Here is a 24,421-nt window from a genome sequence, read left to right as displayed (position 1 = left end):
GCGCGCTGTCCCCGGCTATCTCCGGCTATCTCCGGCTATCTCCGGCGGGGTGGCAGATCCGCCAGATTGACGATCGGGAAGCTGCCCGTCGCCGTCGGCGAGTGCTCGGGCAGCCACAGCACGGCGATCGCCCCGCCGGCCGGCTGCGCGTTGCGGAACGTCAGCCTCGCCCCGAGCACCCTGGCCTGACCTGCGGCGATGGTCAGTCCGAGGCCGTGCCCCTGACCGGCCCTGTCGCTGGAGCCGGTACGGAACCGGCTCGGCCCCTCACGCAGCAGATCCGCCGGGAAGCCCTTGCCGTGGTCGCGCACCCGGACGACCCGGCCCTCGACCGTCACCTCGAACGGGGGCTTCCCGTGCTTGGCCGCGTTGCCGAGGAGATTGCCGATGATCCGTTCGAGCCGGCGCGGATCGGTGTTCACGTAACTCCCGTGCAGGACGGTGACGGCCGCGTCGGGGTAGAGCGAGGCGACCCGGCGCGAGACGAACTCGCCCAGCGCGATCTCCTGCATCTCCGCACGCTCGGCCGCGCTGTCCAGCCGCGCCACTTCGAGTACGTCCTCGACCAGGGTCCGCAGCGCCTGCGCCCGGTCCCGCACCAGTTCGGTGGGGCGGCCGGGAGGCAGCAGCTCCGCGGCGGTCAGCAGCCCGGTCACCGGCGTGCGCAGCTCGTGCGCGATGTCGGCGGTCACCCGGCGCTCGGCCTCGACGCGCTCCTGGAGTGCGTCGGTCAGCGCGTCGACCGCGCGGGCCAGCTCATCGGTCTCGTCGCGTACGACACCGCCGATCGCGTCCCGCACCCGTACCTGCGAATTGCCGTGCGCCACCTCGGTCGCCGCGGACGCGGCCTTGCGCAGCCGGCGCGAGATGGAACCGCCGATGAGGATGCCCAGCGCGCAGCCCCCGATGACGACGGCGACCGAACCGATCACCAGGGACCGGTCCAGGTCCTCGACGACGGCGGCGTTGCCGGGGAAACGGGTGTGCAGGGAGAGGATGTCGCCGCCCGGGTAGGGGACCGCCGCCCACACCTCGGGCACCCCGTCGGTGTCCTCCTGGACGTGCGTCGCGCGCCGGCCGTGCGCGAGCTTGGCACGCAGCTCGGCGGGCAGCTCGGGGTCGTTGAGCTTGGAGCCGACCTTCGGGTCGCGGGACGACTCGTACAGCCGCTGCGCGAACTGCAGCCGCTCCAGTTGCAGGTCACGGGCGTTGTCGAGCATCGAGACGCGGGCGGAGTTGTGCACGACCAGACTGAGAGCGACGGCGATGAGGGCGCTGACGGCGGCGATGGCACAGCTGATCTTCCAGCGGATGCCGGTGCGCAGGGAGAAACGCTTCATGCGGAATGCCTCATGCCGGGTGGCTCGTACGGTGCGGTGTCTCGTGTGCGGGGCGTTGGTGCGGTGGTGCGTGGTGCCTCGCGCGGCGTGGCCCCTCGCGTGGCCGGGTCGGCAGTCAGGTGCGGGCTCAGGCCTTCAGTTTGTAACCGAAGCCGCGGACCGTCTCGATCCGGTCCTGGCCGATCTTCGTGCGCAACCGCTGCACATGGACGTCCACGACCCGGGTGTCGCCGCCCCAGCCGTAGTCCCAGACCCGCTCCAGCAGCTTGTCGCGGGAGAGCACCGTGCCGGGCGCCGACGAGAACTCCAGGAGCAGCCGCATCTCGGTCGGCGTCAGCGCCACCGGCTCGCCGTTCCTGCGGACCTCCATGCCCTCGGTGTCCACCTCCAGCTCGCCGAAGGTCAGCATCCCGCCCTCGCCGTCCTGCACCGGCTCGGGCGCGCCGCCGCCCGACGCGTGGCCGAAGCGGCGCAGCACCGCACGGATGCGCGCGACCAGCACCGAACCGTCGAACGGCTTCGTCACGTAGTCGTCGGCGCCCGCTTCGAGACCGAGCACCACGTCGATCGAGTCGGCCCGCGCGGAGAGCATGATCACCGGCACGGTCGACTCGTCCCGGATGCGGCGGCACAGGCTGACCCCGTCCATCCCCGGCAGCATCACGTCGAGCAGCGCGATGTCCGGCTGCTCGGCGCGGAACGCCTCAAGACCCGAGAGGCCGTCCGGCATCGCGGTGACGGTGAACCCGTCCCGCTCCAGCGCCAGCTGGGTCGCCTCGCGGATCACGTCGTCATCCTCGACGAACAGGACGTGGGTGTCGGCCATCGGCTGCTCTCTGCTCTCTCGATCGGTCTTGCCGCCGGTCAGTCTGTCGGTCGGTCGTTCAGTCCCGGGACGGCGACGCGGTGGAGGGGGCGGGGGACGGAGCGGCGGGTTGCGGCGACGCGCCCTGGTCCGTAGACCGCCCGCTCCCGGCCTTCCTCCTCGCGTCCTGCTCCTGCTGCTCCACCTCTTGCTCCTTCGCCGCCCGCTCCTTCGCGGCCTGCTCCTCCTGCGCGGTGCGCTCCTCGTCGCTCCGGTCGCCGTCGCCGACCGCCTTGCTGTAGCTGTTCTCCACCCTGTCGTGCTCAGTGAACTTCTGCCCGGCCCAGCGGTACGTCACGACCACCTCGCCGGACGGGAACGCCACCGGGTCACGCTCCTTGTACTCCGGACGGGTCACCACCAGGTCGCCCCGGTCGATCTCCGCGTACACGGCAGGCTCCTCCGCCACGAAGACGTTCACATACCGCCCATTCTCCTCGCGGAACACGTAGGAGCCGATTCCGACCGCGTCGTTGCAGGTCATCACGTTGACCACGACGTCATCGGTGTTGTTGGCGGTGACTCGGCCGTACGAGGCGTCGACCGGGTAGATGTCCTTCACGCACGGCTTCAGGTCGCGTTTCACGGTCTCGCTGACCTTCGGGTCGTTCTTGAGGAGCTCGACGGGGTCCGTCCGCCTGGCGGGGGCCGCGGCCGGCACCGACTCGGTGGCCTTCGGGGTCGGGAGGCTCTTCGCGACCACGGGATCGGAGCGGGCCGGGCCCTCGTCCCTGGTGCCCGTGCCGCCCCCGCTGCAGGAGACCGCGAACAGACCGACGGCGGCGAGCCCGGCCATCGCCGTTCCGCTCACCGCCAGTACGCCCCGGTGGGACCGCTCAGGACCGCGTCCGGTGTCCGGGCCGCGTCCGGTGTCCGGGCCGCGTCCGCTTTCCGGGTCGCGCCCGTCGTCCGGGTCGCGCCCGTCGGCGGCGCCGCTGCCTGGTCCGTCGTCGTCCGTGCCGCTGTAGCCGCTGTCGTTACCGCCGCCTAGGCCGCGCACCGCTCCTGCCCCCGTTCGTCGCCGCGCTCCAGAGCCCTGGCGTCCAGGTCGCGGTTCTCCAGCTCCTGACGCAGCCGGGCCAGCGCCCGGTGCAGGGTGCTCTTGACCGTACCCGCAGACATGCCGAGCGCGGCAGCGGTCTCCTCGGTGCTCATCTGCTCCCAGTGGCGCAATACGACCACGCTGCGCTGCTTGGGCGCCAGCACCCCGAGGATGTCCATCAGCAGGGCGCGGTCGGCGCGCTGCTCCGTGCCGTCCTCGACACGGGCGTCGGGCAGCTGCTCGGTGGGCACCTCGTCCAGCTTGCGCGCCCGCCACCACTCGGTACGCGTGTTGATCATGACGCGGCGGAGGTAGGCGTCCGCGAGGGACTTGTCCTCGATGCCGTCCCAGCGGCCGTACGTCCTGGCCAGCGCGGTCTGGAGGAGGTCCTGCGCGTCGACCGGGTCCGGAACGAGACGCCGGGCACTGCGCAGCAGGGCCTCCTGCCGCGTGCGTACGTACTCCTCGAATCCGAGCACCTCGCCGCCGTGCGCCATTCGAACCGCCTCCGTCCGTCCCGTTCCAGCCGGTTCCCGGCTGCGTTTCCCCTGTGGACCTGAAATTACGGAGGCGTTGTCACGGGGTTGTGCGGGTGAGCGCTCGGACGGCGCACGGCTGCCCATCGGTTGTGTAACGACGAGTGGCCCGGACGCGGCTCAGCTCTGCGGAAGCCGGTAGACGCCGCCCGCCAGCGGTTCCACCAGGCCGTCCGCCACCAACCCGTCCAGCGCGCGCGCCCGCTGCACCGGCTCGTGCCACACCGCGTCAAGGGACCGCTGCGGTACGGGAGTCACGGCCTCGCGCAGTACGGCGAGGAGCCGCCCGCGCACCTGCCGGTCCGTTCCGGCGTACGTCTGGGTGCGCCGCGCGGGACCCACGTGCGGGGGCTTTCCGGCCTGCAGCCACGTACACTTCGCCGCGATCGGACAGCGCCCGCACTCCGGACTCTTCGCGGTGCACACCAACGCCCCGAGCTCCATCGAGGACGCCGCCCAGCGGGCTGCCGTCGCCGTGTCGTCGGGCAGCAGCGCACGGGCGAGCTTGCGCTCGGCGGCGGTGGTCGCGTTCGGCGGGTACTCGACGCCGGTCACCGCGCGCGCGATCACGCGCCGTACGTTCGTGTCGAGCACCGCGTGCCGCTGTCCGTACGCGAACGAGGCGACGGCGGCAGCCGTGTACTCGCCGATGCCGGGCAGCGAGAGCAGCTGGCTGTGCTCGGACGGTACGTCCCCGCCGTGCCGCTCCGTTATGGCGGTGGCCGCGCCGTGCAGACGCAGGGCCCTGCGCGGGTAGCCGAGCCTGCCCCAGGCGCGGACGGCCTCACCGGAGGGCTCGGCGGCCAGGTCGGCGGGGCGCGGCCAGCGGGCCAGCCACTGCTCGTAGACCGGCAGGACCCGGCTGACGGGCGTCTGCTGGAGCATGAACTCGCTCACCATCACACCCCACGGACCCGCTTCGGGGCGCCGCCAGGGGAGATCGCGGGCGTTGCCCTCGAACCAGAGGTTGACGTCGGGGTGGAGGACGGGCAGCGCGCCGCCGTGCTGGTCGGGCACGGTCACGGGCGCGGTCTCGGAGGCGGACTCGGGCGTGAACTCGGGCTTGAACTCAGTGGTCGCAGTCATGGCACCTCCGATCCTGGCACGAAACGGAGTGCGGACCGCCGTACGACAAGCTCATGTCAGGCTGCGTGTGCGACGGCCGCCGCCCGGACCCGCGAACCAGACCAGCAGCCCGAGGCTGCTCGCCCGCATCCACATGACCGTGCTCTGGGCGAGCCGCGCGCCGCCCCACACCAGCACTCCCGCGCCGATCGCACCCACCAGCAGGCCCACCAGCACGTCGTGCGGGTAGTGCACGCCGACGAACACCCGGGAGAACGCCATCAGCACGGCCATCGGCACCATCCACACGGCGAGCCGCGGCCAGGCCAGGATCAGCCCCATGGCGGCGGCGCCCGCGATGACGGAGTGGTTGCTGGGGAACGACCAGTCCCCGACGGGCGGGCACTCCACCAGCGGCCTGGCGGCCCTGGCGACGGCCCGGCAGGGCCGGTCCTCGTGGATGAACGACTTGGCGAGCTCGCTGGCGACGTACATCACTCCCGTCGCCAGCGGTGCGAGCACCGCGACCGCCACGGACGCCGCGCTGTCGCCGCGGGCCCGCCACCAGACGACCACGAACAGGGCCGCGGAGACCAGCAGCCCCAGCTCCGTCCATATCTCGGCGAGGTACTGGAACCAGCCGGGAGTGGAGTGCGCGAAGTTGAGGATGGCGCGGTAGAGCGCGCTGCTGCTTTCCATGGCCACAGACGTTACGGAATGGACGGGTGCCGTTCACAATCGCCGATCGTCGACTCCGGTGCGTGACCGGGCACGACGAAAGTAGGGGTCGGTCCTCCTCATCCGGAATGATGATCGGCAAAAGTTGCCACGACAGCGGCGGGTGGGGCAGGAGTTGAGGCCTCTTCTCTCGTAGAGTTCGGGCCGTGGGATCTCTGCGTAATCCAGTCGGGCCGCTCCCCTCCTCCATTTACTGGCGACGGAGGGCCGTCGGGCTGTCCTTGCTGGCGTTGGTGGTGGTGCTGGTGCTCTGGATCACGCTCTCCGGCGGGGGCGACGACGACAGGAACGGCAGGGGAGGCGGCGCCCCCTCGCCCGCCGCCTCGATCACCCCCGGCCCGTCGAGCTCGGGCCCCGTGGTCCCGGGCGAACCGGGCGGCCGTGACACCGGCGGCAACGGCGCTACGGGCGGCGGCAGTACGGACACCGGCGGTACGGACCCCGGCACCGGGGGCACCGACGGCGCGGACTCGGCAGGCGGCGACTCGGGCGGGGCGGACGGCGCGGGGGGCGCTGCCGGTACGGGCGGTACTGGCGGCACCGGCACCGGCATCGGCGGCGCCGGGGCGGGCACGGGCGGTGGCAGCGGTACGGGCGGCGCGGGGCAGCAGGTTCCGGCCGACTCACCGCTCCCGAACTGCCTGCCGGGCTCGGTGGAGTTGACGATCCGCGCGATCAAGGTCCAGGTCCCCGTCGACGAGAAGCCGAAGTTCGAGCTGGTCGCGAAGAACACGACGGCTGCGGACTGCAAGATGGACTTCGGCCCGCAGGAGGCGACCGTGGACATCAAGAACGCGGCGAACGAGACGGTCTGGTCGTCGAAGGACTGCCCCAGGGGCGCGAGGTCGCTCCTGCTGCGGGTGCCGGCCAGGACGACGGTGACGCACGCGCTGGAGTGGGACCGTACGCGCAGCGACGCGCAGAAGTGCGACGGGCCGGCGGGGCCGGAGGTCGCTCCCGGCACCTACCTCGTGGAACTCGCCGGGGCGAAGACCCCCGCCTCCATCTCCCTCGCCAAGGACTGACCCTCGGCCTCGCCCAGCCCGCTTGGGCCGCGGGCCGCCCCTTCCCTCTACCCTCCCCACCCCCAGCCCTCTTGGGCCGCGGGCCGCCCCTTCCCTCTACCCTCCCCGCCCCCAGCCCTCTTGGGCCGCGGGCCGCCCCTTCCCTCTACCCTCCCCACCCCCAGCCGCCTTGGGCAGCGGGGCCGCCCCCCGGGGGCGGGACGGGTGGGCAAGGGGGCGGCCCCTCGCGCGGAGCGCACCCCTCTTGCGGCGGACCGACCTTGCGGGGTGCGATTCCTTCGCGCGGGCGCGTCGTGGCTGATCGCGCAGTTCCCCGCGCCCCTGAAGGGCGCCCCCTGGGCGAGGGAGCGGAACGTGCGGGCGCGTCGTGGCTGGTCGCGCAGTTCCCCGCGCCCCTAGGAGGTGCCCCCTGGCGAGGAGCGGAACGTGCGGGTGGGTGGGGGCTGGGCGCGCAGTTCCCCGCGCCCCAGGGATGTTTCCCCCGGCACGCGCCCGAGCTACACGTACCGCTCCAGGATCGAGGACTCCGCCAGGCGGGAGAGGCCCTCGCGTACCGAGCGGGCCCTTGCCTCGCCGACGCCGTCGACCGTCTGGAGGTCGTCCACGCTCGCCGCGAGGAGCTTCTGCAGGCCTCCGAAGTGCTCGACCAGGCGCTCGATGATGGCCCCCGGCAGCCTCGGTACCTTGGCGAGCAGCCGGTAGCCCCGCGGCGACACCGCCGAGTCGAGGGTCTCGGGCGACCCGCTGTAGCCCAAGGCACGCGCCACCGTCGGCAGTTCCAGCAGCTCGCTGTGGGTCAGCGCGTCCAGTTCCGTCAGCGCCTCCGCCACCGTCCGCGACCGCTTCGCCGTCGGCTCCGGCACGTAGTCCCGTACGACGAGCTCCCGCTCCGGCTCCACACCCGCGATCAACTCGTCGAGCTGGAGGGAGAGGAGGCGCCCGTCGGTGCCCAACTCCACCACGTACTCCGCGATCTCCGTCGCGATCCGGCGCACCATCTCCAGCCGCTGGGCGACCGCCGTGACGTCGCGGACCGTCACCAGGTCCTCGATCTCCAGCGCGGAGAGCGTGCCGGCCACCTCGTCCAGGCGGAGCTTGTACCGCTCAAGGGTGGCGAGCGCCTGGTTCGCGCGGGAGAGGATCGCCGCGGACTCCTCAAGGACCCGCCGCTCCCCGTTCACGTACAGCGCGATCAGCCGCATCGACTGCGACACCGACACCACGGGGAAGTGGCACTGCTTGGAGACACGGTCCGCGGTCCGGTGCCGGGTGCCCGTCTCCTCGGTGTGGATCGAGGCGTCGGGGACGAGCTGGACGCCCGCCCGCAGGATCTTCGTCATGTCCTTGTCGAGGATGAGCGCGCCGTCGAGCTTGCAGAGCTCACGCAGCCGGGTGGCGGTGAACTCGACGTCCAGGACGAAGCCGCCCGTACACATCGACTCGACGGTCTTGTCCATACCGAGGACGATCAGCCCGCCGGTGTTGCCGCGCAGGATCCGCTCCAGGCCGTCGCGCAGCGCCATGCCGGGGGCGACGGCGCTCAGCGAGGCACGGATCTGGGCCTCGTTGCCGGAGTTGCTGGAGCCTCCGCCGGACTTTCCGGGTGATGAGGCCCGGTCGCCTGCTGCCACTGCACTCCTCCGGTCACGGGGGTCACGGGTCGGGTCCGCCCCTGCCCGGGGCGGTCAACTTCGCCTCGCGGACGCGGTGGACAGGCGAGACCAGGGCAAAGTCTACCGGCGCTACTCCTCACTCCGTGGGGCCTGTGCGCGAGACCGGCGCGGAAGGACGCTCAGGGCGGCCCCCATGTCGGCCACCTCGGTCACCTTCATCCCGGCAGGGACACGGCCGGGGTCGGTCGGGACCAGTGCGTGGGTGAAGCCGAGCCGGTGCGCCTCGGCCAGTCTTCGTTGTACGCCCGTGACCCGGCGGACCTCTCCGGCGAGCCCCACCTCGCCGATCGCGACCAGATTCTTGGGCAGCGGGGTGTCGCTGGCCGCCGACGCGAGGGCGAGCGCGACGGCGAGGTCGGACGCGGGCTCGGTCAGCTTCACGCCGCCGACCGTCGCGCAGTAGATGTCGCGCTTGCCGAGCGCGGTGATGCGCCCGCGCTGTTCGAGCACCGCCAGCATCATCGAGACGCGGGAGGTCTCCAGACCGGAGGTGGTGCGCCGCGGGGAGGGGATCTGCGAGTCGACGGTGAGCGCCTGGACCTCGGCGACCAGCGGACGGCGGCCTTCGAGGGTCACGGTCAGACAGGTGCCGGGGACGGCGATGTCACGGCGGGTGAGAAAGAGCCCCGAGGGGTCGGTGAGGCCGGTGATGCCCTCGTCGTGCAGCTCGAAGCAGCCGACCTCGTCCGTGGCCCCGTACCTGTTCTTCACCCCGCGCACCAGCCGGAGCCGGGCGTGCCGGTCGCCCTCGAAGGAGAGGACGACGTCCACGAGGTGCTCCAGCAGGCGCGGACCCGCGATGTTGCCGTCCTTGGTGACGTGGCCGACCAGGAGGGTGGCCATGCCGCGTTCCTTGGACGCCCGGATGAGGGCCGCCGTCACCTCCCTGATCTGGGCCACGCCGCCCGGTGCGCCGTCGAGCTCGGCGGACGCGACGGTCTGCACGGAGTCCAGGATCAGCAGGGTGGGCTTGACGGCGTCCAGGTGGCCGAGGACGGCGGCGAGGTCGGTCTCGGCCGCGAGGTAGAGGTGGTCGCTGAGCGCATGGATGCGGTCGGCGCGCAGCCGGACCTGACTCGCCGACTCCTCCGCCGTGACGTACAGCGTGCGGTGCTCCTCGTCGGCGGCCTTCGCCGCGGCGTCCAGCAGCAGCGTCGACTTGCCCACGCCCGGCTCGCCCGCGACGAGGACCACGGCGCCGGGCACCAGACCGCCGCCCAGCACCCGGTCCAGCTCGGGCACGCCGGTGGAACGGGCGGTGGCGGTACGGACGTCCACCTCGCCGATGGGCAGGGCCGCGCTGGAGACCCGGCCGGCGGCGGTGGTGCGGACCGCGGGCGCGCCGAACTCCTCGACCGTCCCCCAGGCCTGGCACTCGGGGCAGCGGCCGAGCCACTTGGCGGTCGTCCAGCCGCACTCGGTGCAGCGGTAGGACGGCCGGTCCTTCGCGGATTTCGTACGGGCAGCCATGCCGTCACCGTACAGACGACCACCGACAACCCCCGCCGGGCGGTCGCGGTGCGTGAGGGCATAGGCCACCGGTATGGGGCGGAAGAGGGCGGAACATGGGATTCCTGAACTCTTTCGAGGGATCTGTTCACCCGTACGGATTAAAAGGACTCAAGGAGAGCCAGGGGGCGGGCACGGCGCCCCTACGGTCTGCCGGGTGACGACCAGCAGGCGGGAGCACCCCACGCAGAGCACCGGGAACACCGGCACCACCGAGGGTCTCGGGGGCATCGACAGCTCCGGAGACACCGGCGGCACGGAAGGCGCCGGGATCACCGGGGCGCACCGGGCGCGCCGGCGTGCGCCCCGCACGCTCGCCCAGCGGCCCCCGTCGCGCTACGAGCCGTACCTGGACGGCCTGTTCACCTACGCCCTCTCGGTGCTGCGCGACCACGACGTGGCCACCGCCGTGCTCGGCGACGTCCTGGCACTCGCCGAACGCAGTTACGGACGCTGTCCCGGCGCCGAACCGGAACGCAGGGCCTGGCTCTACGCCCTCACCCGCTGGTCCTGTCTGCGCCGCCTCACCGAGGAGAAGCGCCGCCGCCAGGGCGCGCACGGCGGACACCGGACCCACCGCCCGCCGGCGGCCGTACCGGAACCGGAACTCCCGGTCGAGCAGAGCGTGGCGCGCAGGCGGCACGCCGATCTCGCCCTGCTCGCCTGGCCCGAGGCGGCCGGCACCACACCGGAGCAGCGCGAGGCCCTGGAGCTGGCGGTGCGGCACACGCTCGGTGCCGGGCAGGTCGCGGCGGTCCTGGGGCTGGACCGGCCGGCCGCCCGCGAACTGCTCGCCGCGGCGGCGTGCGAGGTGGAGCGCACCCGGGCGGCCCTGATCGTCGTGGAGAGCGGCAACTGTCCGACCGTCACCCGCCTCACCGACGACGACCAGGTCCTGCTCAGTACGGCCCTGCGCGGTGAGCTCGTGCGGCACGTCGACGACTGCCCGGTCTGCCGCAAGGCGGCCGAACGCGTGGGCGCGGGCGGGCCGTGGCCGGGAACGGGCGCGTCCCCCGGCCGGCTGCCGCTGGTGGAGGCACCGCGGGCGGCGGCTTACGTGGCGATGCTGCACGCGCCGCGGGTGCCGAGGAGCGGCACACCGCGCTTCGACCGGGAGGGGTTCCCGCTCGACCCCAAGGACCGGGCGGCCCGCCGCGAACGCCTCCGTACGAGGGCGCTGACGACGACGGTGGTCGCGACCGTCGTCGCTGCGCCGGTGATCGCCCTGTGGGCGGCGTACCGCGGGGCGCCCGTCACGGGGGAGGGGCCCCGGGGGGCATCGGTGACGGCGAGCGAGGAGGACGGGGTACCGGGGCCCGACGGCACACCGTACGAGGGCGGCGGCGACGCGTACGAGAACACGGGCAACGCGCACGGTGAGCCCGGCCGCGGTGGAGGCGGGGGCGGGGGCGGGCAGGACGTGTCGGTGAAGGTCCTCACCCCAGGCCGGGTCTCGGCGCCGCCGGGCGCGGGACGGCTCGCGGTGACCGCGGAGACCTCGGGCCATACGACGGTGGTACGGCTGACGGTGTCGGGCGGCGGGCCGGTCGCGTGGTCGATGTGGGCCAACGCGGGGTGGCTGCACCTGAGTCGGACCTCGGGAACTCTCGCACCGGGCGAGTCGTTCACGGTCTACATCACGGTGGACCGTGCTAGGGAGCCCGCCGAGCCTTGGACGGCCAGGCTCGGGGTGTCGCCCTCGGGTGCGGTGATATCGGTGACGGGCCGGGGATCCGCAGTCCCGTCCCCTCCGCCCCCACCTCCACCGCCGGGCCCGGGCCCGACACCCCCGCCCACGCTTCCGCCCACACATCCGCCGACGCATCCGCCGACGCATCCGCCGACGCATCCGCCGACGCATCCGCCCACGTCGCCGCCCACCTCGCCGCCGACTTCTCCGCCGACGTCGCCGCCCACTTCTCCGCCGACGTCCCCGCCGACGAGCCCGCCCACGACGCCGCCGAGCACGTCACCGCCCGGGAGCGAGCCGCCCCCGAGCACCCCGCCGCCGACGGATGGCTCGCAGGGCGGCCAGGGCTGAGGGCACGGTCGCGAGGCGGGCCGGTCGCCAAGGCCCCCGCTCCGCGCGAGGGGCCGCCCCCTTGCCCACCCGTCCCGCCCCCGGGGGGCGGCCCCGCTGCCCAAGGGGGCTGAGGGGGGAGTGGGGGCAGGGCCTCTCCGAGGACCGAGGGGCCCGAGGGCAGGCATTTAGGGGCGCGGGGAACTGCGCGACCAGCCACGACGCACCCGCACAACACCCTCCCCGCCCCGGAAGGGGCAAGCCCCCCCGCCCCGCAAGGGGCAAGTTCACCGCCCCGGATCCGCCGGATGCGGAGCCACCAGTGGCAGCTGCGAGGCGAGTCTCGCCTCGCACAGGGCGGCGAGCCGCGCATACCCCCCCGCCCCCATCAGCTCCGTCAGCTCCGGCCGGTACGACACGTACACCGGCTCCCCCGCCCCGTGCGCGGACGTCGCCGACGTGCACCACCAGTGCAGGTCGTGGCCGCCGGGGCCCCACCCGCGGCGGTCGTACTCACCGATCGTGACCTGGAGGATCTTCGTGTCGTCCGGCCGCTCGATCCAGTCGTACGTCCGCCGCACCGGCAGCTGCCAGCACACGTCCGGCTTGGTCTCCAGCGGCTCCTTGCCCTCCCTGAGCGCGAGGATGTGCAGCGAGCAGCCCATGCCGCCCGCGAACCCCGGCCGGTTCTGGAAGATGCACGAGCCCTCCCAGCGCCGCGTCTGCCGGTCCCCGTCCTCGTCCTCCTGGACCCAGCCGCCGTGCGGCCCCTTGGAGCCCTTCGTGGTCTTCGCCACGTCGTGGAACTGCCAGATGTCCGGCGTCAGCCGCGCCACGTGACCGGCGACCCGCTGCTCGTCGTCCTCGTCGGAGAAGTGCGCACCGAGCGTGCAGCAACCGTCGTCCGCCCGGCCGAGCTTGATGCCCTGGCAGCCGCTGCCGAAGATGCACGTCCACTTCGAGGTGAGCCAGGTCAGGTCGCACCGGAAGACCTGCTCCTCGTCCTCCGGGTCGGGGAACTCCACCCACGCGCGGGCGAAGTCGAGCCCCTGCTCGTCGCTCTCCGCCACCGCATCCGGCTTCGGCTGCTTCGCGGCTTTCTCCGGCTTCGCCTTTTTCGTCTTTGGCACGGGGCAAGGGTAGGCGCAGCAGCGGCCGCGGCGCGCCGCAGTAGCGTTCCGTACATGAGACTCGGAGTCCTCGACGTCGGTTCGAACACGGTGCACCTGCTGGTGGTGGACGCCCACCGCGGCGCGCGCCCGCTGCCCGCGCACTCCTTCAAGGCGGAACTGCGCCTCGCGGAGCTGCTGGACGAGGAGGGTGCGATCGACTCCGTCGGGATAACCCGGCTGGTCAGCACCGTGGGCGAAGCCATGGAGGCGGCCGAGGACAAGGGCTGCGAGGACGTGATGGCGTTCGCGACGTCGGCGGTCCGCGAGGCGAGCAACGCGGACCACGTGCTGGCCCGGGTGCGCGAGGAGACCGGCGCCGACCTCCAGGTCCTGTCCGGCGAGGACGAGGCCCGGCTGACCTTCCTGGCCGCCCGCCGCTGGTTCGGCTGGTCGGCGGGCAAGCTGCTGCTGCTCGACATCGGCGGCGGCTCGCTGGAAATCGCGTACGGGCTCGACGAGAACCCGGACATCGCCGTCAGCCTCCCGCTCGGCGCCGGCCGGCTCACGGCGGGGCACCTCCCGGGGGATCCGCCCGATGCCCAGGACGTACGGGCCCTACGAAAGGACGTACGCGCACAAATCGCCCGTACGGTGGGGGAATTTGCCCGGTTCGGGCCGCCGGACCATGTGGTGGCCAGCTCCAAGACGTTCCGTCAGCTCGCCCGGATCGGGGGCGCCGCCCGCTCGGCCGAGGGTCTGTACGTCCAACGTGAGCTCAGTCGCAGTTCGCTGCGGGAATGGGTGCCGAAACTGGCCGGGATGACGGTCGAGCAGCGCGCCCAGCTCCCCGGGGTCTCCGCCGACCGCGCTCCCCAACTCCTGGCAGGAGCCCTGGTCGCGGAGGGTGCGATGGACCTCTTCGAGGCGACGACCCTGGAGATCTGCCCGTGGGCGCTGCGCGAGGGAGTCATCCTGCGACGGCTGGATCGCCTCCCCTCCGCATGACCGTACGGAGACCTCCGCGCGCCGCCGGACCGGAAGGGGACCGTACGCTGTCCCTCGTGGCAGAAGTGGCGAAACCAGTGGTACGCATCCCCGATGCGAAGGTCGCGCTGTCCACCGCCTCCGTCTACCCGGAGTCGACGGCGACGGCCTTCGAGATCGCCGCACGCCTCGGCTACGACGGTGTCGAGGTCATGGTGTGGACGGATCCCGTCAGCCAGGACATCGAGGCGCTGCGCAGACTCTCCGACCATCACGGCGTCCCGGTCCTCGCCGTGCACGCGCCCTGCCTGCTGATCACCCAGCGGGTGTGGTCGACGGACCCGTGGGTCAAACTGCAGCGCGCGCAGGCCGCGGCCGAGAGGCTGGGCGCGTCGACGGTCGTCGTCCACCCGCCCTTCAGGTGGCAGCGCAACTACGCCCGTGACTTCGTGAGCGGGATCTGGCGGATGGCCGAGGAGACCGACGTCCGCTTCGCCGTCGAGAACATGTATCCGTGGCGCTACAAGGACCGCGAGATGCTGGCGTACGCCCCTGAGTGGGACGTCACCAAGGACGACTACCGGCACTTCACGGTCGACCTCTCGCACACCGCGACCGCCCGCACCGACGCCATGGCCATGATCGACCGGATGGGTGAGCGGCTCGGCCACGTACACCTCGCGGACGGCAAGGGCTCCGCCAAGGACGAGCACCTGGTGCCGGGCCGCGGCACCCAGCCCTGCGCGGAACTCCTGGAACGGCTGGCCGCCACCGGCTTCGACGGTCACGTCGTCGTCGAGGTCAACACCCGCCGGGCCATGTCGTCCGCCGAACGCGAGGCCGACCTCGCCGAGGCCCTCGCCTTCACCCGCCTGCACCTGGCGTCGGCGAGGCCCCAGGCCCGCCTCCAGGGCCCATGACGAAGCCCCCACCCCCGCAGCCCCCGGGCGCCGACCCCGGACCCGACCGGGGCCCGGACCCAGCCCCCGACCCGGGACCCAACACGCGCTCCGACCCTGCCCCCGACCCGGGACCCGACCCGGAGCCCACTCCCACTCCCACCCCGGCCCCGACGACCCCGACGACCCCGCCCCCCACCCGGCGCCGCCGCGGCCGCCCTCCCCGGGCCGCCGCCGGGGAGACCGTCCCGGCCGCCCGGGACCGGATCCTGGCCGCCGCCCGCACCGAGTTCGCCGAGCGCGGTTACGACAAGACCTCCGTGCGCTCGATCGCCAGGGCCGCGGGGGTCGACCCGGCGCTCGTCCACCACTACTTCGGTACGAAGGACGAGATCTTCGCGGCGGCCGTCGAGGTGTCCTTCGAGCCGGCCCTCGCCCTGGAGTCCCTGCTGGGCCAGGGCGTCGACGACATCGGCGAGCGCATCGCCCGCTTCTTCTTCGGGGTGTGGGAGAACCCGGCGACCCGGGGGCCGCTCCTCGCCGTCGTACGGTCCGCGCTGACGCACGAGGCGGCGGCGAAGGTGCTGCGGGGCTTCGTGCTGCGCCGCGTCCTGGAGCGGGTCGCGGCGGACCTGGACGTACCGGAACCGACGTTCCGGGCCGAGCTGGCGCTCTCGCACATGATCGGCATCGCGATCGTGCGGTACGCGCTGGAGGTCGAGCCGCTGGCCTCCGCGGAGGTCGAGGACATCGTGGCGATGGTCGCGCCCACCCTCCAGCGCTATCTGACCGAAATCTGAACAGTCGTTCCGTCATCCGGACAAGCTGTCCGGATCCTGGATCCGGGGCGTACGCTCGGTGCCAGTCGTACCGTCGGCCGGCGCTACGAATCCGTACTCCTGGGAAGTGAACCCGATGCCCGAGCTGAGGTCCCGCACCGTCACCCACGGCCGCAACATGGCAGGCGCCCGCGCGCTCATGCGCGCCTCCGGTGTAGCGAGCGAGGACATCGGCAAGCCGATCATCGCGGTCGCCAACTCCTTCACCGAGTTCGTCCCCGGCCACACCCACCTCGCCCCGGTCGGCCGGATCGTCTCGGACGCGATCCTGGCGGCGGGCGCGGTGCCCCGCGAGTTCAACACCATCGCGGTCGACGACGGCATCGCGATGGGCCACGGCGGAATGCTGTACTCGCTGCCGTCCCGCGACCTCATCGCGGACAGCGTGGAGTACATGGTGGAGGCCCACTGCGCCGACGCCCTGATCTGCATCTCGAACTGCGACAAGATCACCCCGGGCATGCTGAACGCGGCGCTCCGCCTCAACATCCCCACGATCTTCGTCTCCGGCGGCCCGATGGAGTCCGGACGCGCCACTCTCGTCGACGGCACGGTCCGTACCCTCGACCTGGTCGACGCGATGTCCGACGCGGTCAACGACAAGATCTCCGACGAGGACATGCTCCGGATCGAGGAGAACGCCTGTCCGACCTGCGGCTCCTGTTCCGGCATGTTCACGGCCAACTCGATGAACTGCCTGGCCGAGGCCATCGGCCTCGCCCTGCCGGGCAACGGCTCGACCCTCGCGACGCACACCGCACGCCGCGCCCTGTACGAGGACGCCGGCCGCACGATCGTCGAGATCACCAAGCGCCACTACGAGCAGGACGACGCGAGCGTCCTGCCCCGCGCCGTCGCGAGCCGCGCCGCGTTCGAGAACGCCATGGCCCTGGACATCGCCATGGGCGGCTCCACCAACACGATCCTGCACCTCCTCGCCGCCGCCCAGGAGGCCGAGCTGGACTTCGGCCTGCCGGAGATGGACGAGATCTCGCGCCGCGTCCCCTGCCTCGCCAAGGTCGCGCCGAACGTCGCCAAGAACCGTACGTACTACATGGAGGACGTGCACCGGGCCGGCGGCATCCCCGCCATCCTCGGCGAGCTCTACCGGGGCGGACTCCTCAACGAGGACGTGCACTCGGTGCACTCGCCCTCCCTCGCCGACTGGCTCAAGAACTGGGACGTGCGCGGCGGCTCCCCGGCCCCCGACGCCGTCGAGCTGTGGCACGCGGGCCCCGGCTGCGTCCGCTCCGCCACCGCCTTCTCCCAGTCCGAGCGCTGGGACACCCTGGACACCGACGCCGAGGAAGGCTGCATCCGCTCCGTCGAGCACGCCTACTCCAAGGACGGCGGACTGGCCGTCCTCAAGGGCAACCTCGCCGTCGACGGCTGCGTCGTGAAGACGGCGGGCGTGGACGAGTCGATCTGGACCTTCGAGGGCCCGGCCGTCGTCTGCGAGTCGCAGGAGCAGGCCGTCGAGAAGATCCTCCTCAAGGAGGTCAAGGCGGGCGACGTCGTCGTCATCCGTTACGAGGGCCCCAAGGGCGGCCCCGGCATGCAGGAGATGCTCTACCCGACCTCGTACCTGAAGGGCACCGGCCTCGGCAAGGAGTGCGCGCTGATCACCGACGGCCGCTTCTCCGGCGGCACCTCGGGCCTCTCGATCGGCCACGCGTCGCCGGAGGCCGCGTCGGGCGGCACGATCGCGCTCGTCGAGGACGGCGACCGCATCCGCATCGACATCCCGAACCGTACGATCGAACTCCTCGTGTCCGACCAGGAACTGGCGGAGCGCAGCGAGGCACTCGGCGGGGTCTACGCCCCGAAGAACCGCGAGCGCAAGGTGTCCGCCGCGCTGCGCGCGTACGCCGCGATGGCGACGAGCGCGGACCGGGGCGCGGTGCGCGACGTCTCGAAGCTGGGCTGACCCCCCAGGGGGGGCCGATCGGTACAGCTGCCGCCCCGCCCCGCCCCTATCCTCGGCCCCCGCTTCCGCCCTCTCCGACACTCCCGCTCCGGGGTGGCGGAGGGGGCGGTGGCGCGTCGCCGCCGGGCCTGCGGACGTCGTCCGCGCCGTTGCCGGGACGCAGGCCCGGATCCTTCGGGTCGAGGGCGAAGACCTCGCCGCTCGTACCGGTGACCACCAGCAGGCCACCCGCCCGCAGGACCGCGGTGTCGTGGTACGCGGCCGGGGGCGCGCCGCGGTGCGCGGAGCGCCACACCTCCTTGCCGGTACGGGAGTTGAGCGCGAGCACCTGGCCGCTGAGGCTCGGCACGAACAGGGTGGCGCCCGCGGCGTCGGTCCCCGGTACGCCCAGGCCCCGCACTCCCGGGTCCCTGCTCCAGCGCGGGGCGCCGGTCCTGACGTCGTACGCGGAGACGGTGCCCCAGTGGTGCACGAAGTAGACCGTGTCGCCCAGCAGCACCGGACGGCCCTTGGGGGCGCCGGGCAGGGCGAGGGTGCGCGGGGCGCGGGCGCCGGTGGGGTCGACCAGCAGGAGCGAGGAGTAACTGCCCTCGTGGTTGGCGTGCTCGGCGGCGTCGCCGGGGCGGCCCCACCTGGCGAGGACCAGCAGACCCCGGCCGGCCCCCACGACGTCGTGGTCCCGGCCACGCGTCACCAGCGCGGCCCGCCGGCCGTCGGTCTTCGCGTAGCGGACGTAACTCCTGGGCGCGGCGCCGTCGTCGGGGCGCGCGCACGACCCGTACAACTGCCCTTCGAGTACGAACGGCGAGCAGAACTGCCCGGCGGGATTCGGCACGGACCAGCGGGTCGCGCCGGAGCGGGGGTCGCGGGCCACGACGGCGCGCCGGGCCGCGTCGGGGGTGACGACGAGGTCGTCCAGGACGGCGGGGGAGTCGTAGCCGCCGACGGGCCGGTGCCAGAGGCGGTGCCCGTCCCGGGTGTCGAGGGCGGCCAGCCGGCGGGACGAGTCCGAGACGGTCTCGACGACGAAGACCACCGCGCCCTTGGCGGCGGCAGCGGAGGGGGAGGAGTCGTTGCCCTCCTGGGTGCCGGGGACGGTGGGTGGCTCGGGCGCGCGCCAGCGGGTGGACCCGGTGGCGACGTCCAGCCGTACGGCCCTGAGGCTGCCGCCCCCGCAGTGGACGGCGTTGCCCGACAGGGTGCAGCGGACCTCGGCGAACGGCCCGAACGCGCCCGTGGCGGTGGGCAGCGCGGTCTGCCAGGACCGCTGGACGGCGGGCGGCTCCTTCCCGTCGGATTCACTCCTGCCCGGGGAGCCCGGTCCCTGGTCACCGGGAGAGTTGAGGAAGAGGACGAGCCCACCGGCCCCGAGGACGGCCACCAGCGCGGCGGACCCGAACCGGGCACGGCGGGACAGGGAACGGCGCCGGGGCGGCGGGGTGGGCCGGTCACCGACGGGAACTTGACGGCGCACGACGACGGTGCCGGTGTCGGTGTCGGCGCGGACACCCCCACCACCCGCGCCGACGCGGTCGCCCCTGCCCACGCTGACGCCGTCGCCCTCACGCTTGCTCGCGCCGTCGCCCTCATGCATGCGGACGCGGAGGGCCGCGCCTTCGCCCTCTGTACCGGTCCCCGGGGTCGGGGCACCGGGCCCGGCCCCGGAAGCGCTCCCGGGCTTCCACTTCCGTAACAGCGCGGCCAGCTCGTCCGTTTCGGGCCGGTCCTGGGCCTCCTTGAGCAGGCAGTACTCCAGAATGCCGCGCAGCGGCTCGCGCAGGCCGTCGAGGACGGGAGGCTCGTGCACCACTTGATACGCCGTCATGTACGGGCTGTCCGCGTCGAACGGGCCACGCCCCACGGCCGCGTACACGAGCAGTGTGGCGAGCGAGAAGACGTCGGAGGCGGGGCCGATGGTGCGGGGGCTGTTCAACTGCTCGGGCGACATGAAGGGCGGGGTGCCCATCACATGCCCGGTGACGGTCAGCGCGCGGTTGCCGACGGCCCGCGAGACGCCGAAGTCGATGACCCGGGGCCCGTCATGGGCCATGAGTACGTTGGCGGGCTTGAGGTCGCGGTGGACGACGCCGACGCGGTGGATGTCCCGTAACGCCTCGACGAGACCGAGCGCGAGCAGCCGTAACTCGGCCTCTGCGAGCGGCCCTTGTGCGTCCAGCAGCTCCGCGAGGGTGGGGCCGGGTACGTACTGGGTCGCCATCCACGGCCGTACGGCGTCCGGATCGGCGTCCAGGACGGCCGCGGTGAAGGCACCGCTGACCCTGCGCGCGGCGGCGATCTCCTGCCGGAAGCGGGTCCGGAAGTCGGGGTCGGCGGAGTACTGCTCGTGGATCACCTTGACGGCGACCTCACGACCGGAGGGGGAGGCGCCGAGATAGACGGTGCCCATGCCGCCGGTTCCGAGCCGGCCGAGAAGCCGGTAGTCCCCGATGACCCGAGGATCGTCCGCCGCGAGCGACACGGCTCAGCTCCCTTCGACTCCCTGACCGGGAGAAGTGCGTGGTCCCCTCACCCTAGAACGCACGAGCCCCCCGAACCCCCAAAACGGAAATGCACCACCCGCGGGGCGGGCGGGTGCCGGGGGGCGTGACGGGGGTCGGTCTTTGGGGGTGCGGGGCGGGGGTCGGCCCCGGGGGGGGGCGGGACGGGGAGGCGGGAACCGGGACGGGGGTCGGCCCCAGGGGGGTGCGGGACGGGGAGGCGGGCCGTGAGCCGGGACGGGAGCGGTTGGATGCCCCCCGGGCCTCGGGACGGGGAGGCGGGCCGTAAGCCGGGACGGGAGCGGTTGGATGCCCCCGGGCCCCCTGCGCAGGGAGGCGCTCCGTGAGCCGGGTCGGCCGGCCGCAAACCGCGCGCACGAACCGCACTCGTACCACCGCGCGGCCTTTCACCCGGCTCCGCGTCCGGCCCCGCCCCTCCCGCACCGAACCCCAGGGATAATCGACCCCGTGAGCGAGAACCCCCAGAACGCCGACTCCGACGCCCCCACCACCCCGGCAGGGCCCCGGCCCGAGCCCCTCCGCTTCTTCGGCACCACCTGGGTGCACCACGACAACGGCTACGCACTGCGCCGCGTCGGCGCGGCGGGCGGTTCGATCGTGGCGGCGGTCGCCGGCTGCCTCCTGCTCCGTTTCGCCTACCAAGGCCTCCAGATCGCCGACGTCGGCGGCATCGTAGGGATGCTCGTCGTCGTGATGTTCGCGATCTGCAGCGCCATTGCCTTCCGCAAGACCTGGGAAGGATTCTCGGCCCGCCCTGCGGATCCGGCGCGCGAGCAGTCCCTCCGCAGCCTGAAGGCCATCGGCTTCGTGGGCTCGCTCCTCGCCTACTTCTTCCGCTCCCTGACCGAGGCGCCCGGCGAGAAACTCCACCGCCAGGAGTACGAGACGGCCCTCACCCAGTACGAACGCAGGCGCGGCACCCGCACCGGCAACCCCGCCGCACGCAAGAAGAAGCCGAAGCGCAAGTAGCGGAACCCCGAGGACAGCCGAGGAACCCCACCCCCAAGGGCTTACGAACGAAGCCAGGGGTTGACGAACGAAGCCAAGGGTTGACGAACGCCCCCACTGTCGGCGAACCGCCCTCAACGTCGGCGACGAATGCCGGCGTCGGCGAACCGCCCCCACTGTCGGCAAACCTCCCCAAACGTCGGCGACGAATGCCGGCGTCATTTCCCGCGTCTCCGCGGCTCCGCGTGCCCGGCCCCCGCGTGCCCGGCCCCCGCGTCCCCGCGTCCCCGCGTCCCCGCGTCCCCGCGTCCCCGCGTCCCCGCGTCCCCGCGTCCCCGCGTCCCCGCGTCCCCGCGTCCCCGCGCCCCCGCGGCCAACCCACCCCCCCTCCCCGCCCTTGACGCGTCCGGCCCGTGCGCAGCACAATTCATCACACGATGAATAAGTCAGGGAGCCGCCATGACAACCGCCCCCAGCCCCCTGCCGACACCCCCGCGCTTGCCGCCCGGTCCGTCACCGTCACCCGTGGCTCCCGACCCGTCGTCCGTGACCTCACCTTCCAGCTCCCGCCCGCTCGGATCACCGGCCTTCTCGGCCCCTCCGGCTGCGGCAAGTCCACCTTGCTGCGCGCGGTGGTCGGGACGCAGGCCAAGGTCACCGGCACCCTCACGGTTCTGGGCCGGCCCGCCGGGCACCCGGCCCTCCGCCCCCGCATCGGTTACGTCACGCAGGCCCCGTCCGTCTACGCCGACCTGACCGTTCGCCAGAACCTGGCCTACTTCGCCGCGATCCTCGCCCCCGGCCGGGCCGCCGCCGACCGCCGTGCCGAGTTCGTCGCCCGCGCGCTGGCGGACGTCGACCTCACCACCCACGCCGACGCCCTCACCGGAAACCTCTCCGGCGGCCAGCGCAGCCGTGTCTCCCTCGCCGTGGCGCTCCTCGGTACCCCGGAGCTGCTCGTGCTCGACGAACCGACGGTCGGCCTGGACCCGGTCCTGCGCCGCGACCTATGGGACCTCTTCCACGCCCTCGCCGCCGACCGCGGCACCACCCTGCTGATCTCGTCGCACGTCATGGACGAGGCCGAACGCTGCGACCACCTCCTGCTCATGCGCGACGGCGAGATCCTCGCCCAGGACACCCCGGACGCCCTTCGCGCCCGTACCGGCGCCCCAACAGTCGAAGAAGCCTTCCTCCGCATGGTCGACACCCCGGCCGCCTGACCCGCCCGCCCCCGGAAGGGACCGTCATGTCCCCGCTGCCATCGCCGTCCGCGCACCGCACCCTCACCACTGCGGCCCGCGTCCTGCGCCAACTGCGCCACGACCCCCGCGCCACGGCCCTGATGCTGCTGGTACCAGCAGTGATGATCACGCTCCTGCGCTTCGTCTTCGACACGTCGGCGACGGCGGACGGAGGAGGTGGCGGAGGCGGAGGAGCAGGTACGGGGGCCGGCTCCAGCCCCTTCGACGCGGTGGGAGCCTCGCTCCTCGGGATCTTTCCGCTGGTCACCATGTTCCTGGTGACCTCCATCGCCACCCTGCGCGAACGCACCGGCGGAACTCTCGAACGCCTCCTCGCCCTGCCCCTCGCCAAGGCGGAACTCATCGGCGGCTACGCACTCGCCTTCTCCGTACTCGCCCTGCTCCAAGCCGCTCTCACCACCGCGCTGGCGGTCTGGGTGCTGGGCCTGGACGTCGTGGGCTCCCCCTGGCTGCTGCTCCTGGTGGCCCTTCTCGACGCCTTGCTGGGCACGGCACTGGGCCTCTTCGTGTCGGCGTTCGCGGCGTCGGAGTTCCAGGCGGTGCAGTTCATGCCGGTGGTGATCTTCCCGCAGCTGCTCCTCTGCGGTCTGCTCACCCCGCGCGCCTCCATGCACCCCGTGCTGGAAGCGATCTCCACGGTCCTGCCCATGTCGTACGCGGTGGACGCCATGAACGAGATCCGTACCCACGCCGAGATCACGGCCGCTTTCGTCCGCAGCATCACGGTCGTCGCCGCGGTCGCCCTCCTGGTCCTCTGCCTGGGCGCCGCCACCCTCCGCCGCCGCACCCCCTGACCCGCCACCCGTCTGCGCCCCTCCCCGCCCCTCACCCCGTCCTGGCCCCCTCCACCCCTCGGACACTCCGCCGTCCCCCGCCGACCCGGTGCAAGGATGTCCAGATACCCGAGCTCCACCTCCCCGGAGGGTTTCCCGCATGACCCAGCAGACAGACGCAACGCACAGCGCCACCCCTGACGCGCCCGCGCCGAGGCCCAAGACCGTCGCGGTCCTCGGCACCGGCAAGATCGGCGAAGCCCTCCTCAGCGGGATGATCCGCGGTGGCCGCCGCCCGGCCGACCTCCTCGTCACGGCCCGCCGCAGCGAACGCGCCGAGGAACTCCGCACCCGCTACGGCGTCGAGTCCGTCACCAACGCCGAGGCCGCCAAGCGCGCCGACACCCTCATCCTGACCGTGAAGCCCCAGGACATGGGCAAGCTCCTCGACGAACTCGCCCCGCACGTCCCGGCCGACCGCCTGGTGATCAGCGGCGCCGCCGGCATCCCCACCTCGTTCTTCGAGGAGCGCCTCGCCGCCGGCACCCCCGTGGTCCGCGTCATGACGAACACGCCCGCCCTCGTGGACGAGGCCATGTCCGTCATCTCGGCGGGCAGCCACGCGACCCCCGCCCACCTCGCCCACGCCGAGGAGATCTTCGGCGGGGTCGGCAAGACGCTCCGCGTCCCCGAGTCCCAGCAGGACGCGGCCACCGCTCTCTCCGGCTCGGGCCCGGCCTACTTCTACTTCCTCGTCGAGGCGATGACCGACGCCGGCATCCTCCTGGGCCTGCCCCGCGCCCAGGCACACGACCTGATCGTGCAGGCCGCCATCGGCGCCGCGGTGATGCTCCGCGACAGCGGCGAGCACCCCGTGAAGCTGCGGGAGGCCGTCACCTCCCCGGCCGGCACCACCATCAGTGCCATCCGCGAGCTGGAGAACCACGGGGTACGGGCCGCACTCATCGCTGCCCTGGAAGCCGCCAGGGACCGCAGCAAGGAACTGGCCTCCGGCAACGGCTGACCTCCAGCACCCTCACCGCACGGGCAGCGCCCCGCCTGGCCCGGCACGCCTCATCCATGGTGTGCCGGGCCGCCCCACGCCCGGGGTTGACACGCGATTAGCCGATACGTAATGTTCTCCGAGCTGTCCGACTGTGAGTACCGGCTCCGGCCGGTCCCCGGACAGTCATTCCGCATCAACCACTTCGAGCAGACGACTCTCCGTCGCATTGCTTCGGTGTGCACTTTTGCGAAATGAGGAATCCGCGTTCGAGAGGGCGCACCCCGATTGGCATCGGGGCCCCGGACTCCGCTAATGTCTCACTCGTCGGAACGGCCC

Annotated in this window: 20 protein-coding genes; 10 read left to right on the top strand and 10 right to left on the bottom strand. The window is 72.8% G+C overall.

Annotated features, from left to right (window positions below):
- Positions 1-35: 35 nt before the first annotated feature.
- The 6 genes from cseC to ACIQM4_RS09310 form a co-directional block, all read right to left on the bottom strand.
- Positions 36-1,340: a two-component system sensor histidine kinase CseC gene (cseC, locus tag ACIQM4_RS09335; protein ID WP_401588331.1), complete on the bottom strand. Its 1,305-nt coding sequence runs from the start codon at positions 1,338-1,340 to the stop codon at positions 36-38.
- Positions 1,341-1,467: 127 nt separating this feature from the next.
- Positions 1,468-2,166 (bottom strand): two-component system response regulator CseB, encoded by a 699-nt coding sequence (gene cseB / locus ACIQM4_RS09330; RefSeq protein WP_401588328.1) that lies wholly within the window; start codon positions 2,164-2,166, stop codon positions 1,468-1,470.
- A 58-nt stretch (positions 2,167-2,224) separates the two neighbouring features.
- On the bottom strand, positions 2,225-3,205 hold the full coding sequence (locus tag ACIQM4_RS09325) for a hypothetical protein (RefSeq protein ID WP_401588325.1): 981 nt from the start codon (positions 3,203-3,205) through the stop codon (positions 2,225-2,227).
- The gene (locus tag ACIQM4_RS09320) at positions 3,193-3,744 is read right to left on the bottom strand and encodes a SigE family RNA polymerase sigma factor (RefSeq protein ID WP_401588322.1); all 552 of its coding nucleotides are present in this window, start codon (positions 3,742-3,744) and stop codon (positions 3,193-3,195) included. The genes ACIQM4_RS09325 and ACIQM4_RS09320 overlap by 13 nt, the downstream gene beginning before the upstream one ends.
- Before the next feature lie 159 nt (positions 3,745-3,903).
- Positions 3,904-4,869, bottom strand: coding sequence for an A/G-specific adenine glycosylase (locus ACIQM4_RS09315; protein ID WP_401588320.1), 966 nt, complete (start codon positions 4,867-4,869; stop codon positions 3,904-3,906).
- A 51-nt stretch (positions 4,870-4,920) separates the two neighbouring features.
- Positions 4,921-5,547 carry a phosphatase PAP2 family protein gene (locus ACIQM4_RS09310; protein ID WP_401588317.1) on the bottom strand — a complete coding sequence of 209 codons (627 nt, stop codon included), beginning with the start codon at positions 5,545-5,547 and terminating at the stop codon, positions 4,921-4,923.
- Positions 5,548-5,732: 185 nt separating this feature from the next.
- On the opposite strand from ACIQM4_RS09310, the gene ACIQM4_RS09305 reads away from it, so the two are divergent.
- Positions 5,733-6,611, top strand: coding sequence for a hypothetical protein (locus ACIQM4_RS09305; protein ID WP_401588314.1), 879 nt, complete (start codon positions 5,733-5,735; stop codon positions 6,609-6,611).
- 497 nt (positions 6,612-7,108) lie between these two features.
- On the opposite strand, the gene disA is transcribed toward ACIQM4_RS09305, so the two are convergent.
- Both disA and radA read right to left on the bottom strand, forming a co-directional pair.
- Positions 7,109-8,242 (bottom strand): DNA integrity scanning diadenylate cyclase DisA, encoded by a 1,134-nt coding sequence (gene disA, locus ACIQM4_RS09300; protein ID WP_401588311.1) that lies wholly within the window; start codon positions 8,240-8,242, stop codon positions 7,109-7,111.
- Positions 8,243-8,353: 111 nt separating this feature from the next.
- Positions 8,354-9,754 carry a DNA repair protein RadA gene (gene radA / locus ACIQM4_RS09295; protein WP_401588308.1) on the bottom strand — a complete coding sequence of 467 codons (1,401 nt, stop codon included), beginning with the start codon at positions 9,752-9,754 and terminating at the stop codon, positions 8,354-8,356.
- A 268-nt stretch (positions 9,755-10,022) separates the two neighbouring features.
- On the opposite strand from radA, the gene ACIQM4_RS09290 reads away from it, so the two are divergent.
- A complete protein-coding gene (locus tag ACIQM4_RS09290; RefSeq protein ID WP_401590064.1) occupies positions 10,023-11,834 on the top strand; it encodes a hypothetical protein in 1,812 nt (603 codons plus the stop codon).
- A gap of 266 nt (positions 11,835-12,100) precedes the next feature.
- Here the strand turns inward: ACIQM4_RS09290 and ACIQM4_RS09285 are convergent, their stop codons facing one another.
- On the bottom strand, positions 12,101-12,943 hold the full coding sequence (locus ACIQM4_RS09285) for a hypothetical protein (RefSeq protein ID WP_401588306.1): 843 nt from the start codon (positions 12,941-12,943) through the stop codon (positions 12,101-12,103).
- Positions 12,944-12,997: 54 nt separating this feature from the next.
- Here ACIQM4_RS09285 and ACIQM4_RS09280 point away from each other — a divergent pair, with 54 nt between their 5' ends.
- The 4 genes from ACIQM4_RS09280 (at position 12,998) to ilvD (ending at position 17,574) form a co-directional block, all read left to right on the top strand.
- Positions 12,998-13,930, top strand: a complete 933-nt coding sequence (locus tag ACIQM4_RS09280; protein ID WP_401588304.1) for a Ppx/GppA family phosphatase — start codon at positions 12,998-13,000, stop codon at positions 13,928-13,930.
- A 65-nt stretch (positions 13,931-13,995) separates the two neighbouring features.
- The gene (locus tag ACIQM4_RS09275; RefSeq protein WP_401590061.1) at positions 13,996-14,829 is read left to right on the top strand and encodes a sugar phosphate isomerase/epimerase family protein; all 834 of its coding nucleotides are present in this window, start codon (positions 13,996-13,998) and stop codon (positions 14,827-14,829) included.
- The gene (locus tag ACIQM4_RS09270) at positions 14,826-15,608 is read left to right on the top strand and encodes a TetR family transcriptional regulator (protein ID WP_401588301.1); all 783 of its coding nucleotides are present in this window, start codon (positions 14,826-14,828) and stop codon (positions 15,606-15,608) included. The genes ACIQM4_RS09275 and ACIQM4_RS09270 overlap by 4 nt, the downstream gene beginning before the upstream one ends.
- A 115-nt stretch (positions 15,609-15,723) precedes the next feature.
- Positions 15,724-17,574, top strand: a complete 1,851-nt coding sequence (ilvD, locus tag ACIQM4_RS09265; protein ID WP_401588299.1) for a dihydroxy-acid dehydratase — start codon at positions 15,724-15,726, stop codon at positions 17,572-17,574.
- Between the two features lie 46 nt (positions 17,575-17,620).
- Here ilvD and ACIQM4_RS09260 read toward each other — a convergent pair whose 3' ends face one another.
- The gene (locus tag ACIQM4_RS09260) at positions 17,621-20,053 is read right to left on the bottom strand and encodes a PQQ-binding-like beta-propeller repeat protein (RefSeq protein ID WP_401588296.1); all 2,433 of its coding nucleotides are present in this window, start codon (positions 20,051-20,053) and stop codon (positions 17,621-17,623) included.
- Between the two features lie 487 nt (positions 20,054-20,540).
- Here ACIQM4_RS09260 and ACIQM4_RS09255 point away from each other — a divergent pair, with 487 nt between their 5' ends.
- The 4 genes from ACIQM4_RS09255 to proC all read left to right on the top strand — a co-directional run bounded on the left by ACIQM4_RS09255 (position 20,541) and on the right by proC (position 24,103).
- Positions 20,541-21,062: a hypothetical protein gene (locus ACIQM4_RS09255; protein WP_401588293.1), complete on the top strand. Its 522-nt coding sequence runs from the start codon at positions 20,541-20,543 to the stop codon at positions 21,060-21,062.
- 416 nt (positions 21,063-21,478) lie between these two features.
- Positions 21,479-22,264, top strand: a complete 786-nt coding sequence (locus ACIQM4_RS09250; RefSeq protein ID WP_401588290.1) for an ABC transporter ATP-binding protein — start codon at positions 21,479-21,481, stop codon at positions 22,262-22,264.
- Positions 22,265-22,290: 26 nt separating this feature from the next.
- Positions 22,291-23,100: an ABC transporter permease gene (locus ACIQM4_RS09245; protein WP_401588287.1), complete on the top strand. Its 810-nt coding sequence runs from the start codon at positions 22,291-22,293 to the stop codon at positions 23,098-23,100.
- A gap of 139 nt (positions 23,101-23,239) precedes the next feature.
- The gene (proC, locus tag ACIQM4_RS09240; protein ID WP_401588285.1) at positions 23,240-24,103 is read left to right on the top strand and encodes a pyrroline-5-carboxylate reductase; all 864 of its coding nucleotides are present in this window, start codon (positions 23,240-23,242) and stop codon (positions 24,101-24,103) included.
- Positions 24,104-24,421: the final 318 nt, after the last annotated feature.

It is taken from the genome of Streptomyces sp. NPDC091272, assembly GCF_044757485.1.
In the GTDB taxonomy this organism is placed as follows: Bacteria; Actinomycetota; Actinomycetes; order Streptomycetales; family Streptomycetaceae; genus Streptomyces.
This window is presented reverse-complemented; position numbering and strand designations above follow the sequence as displayed.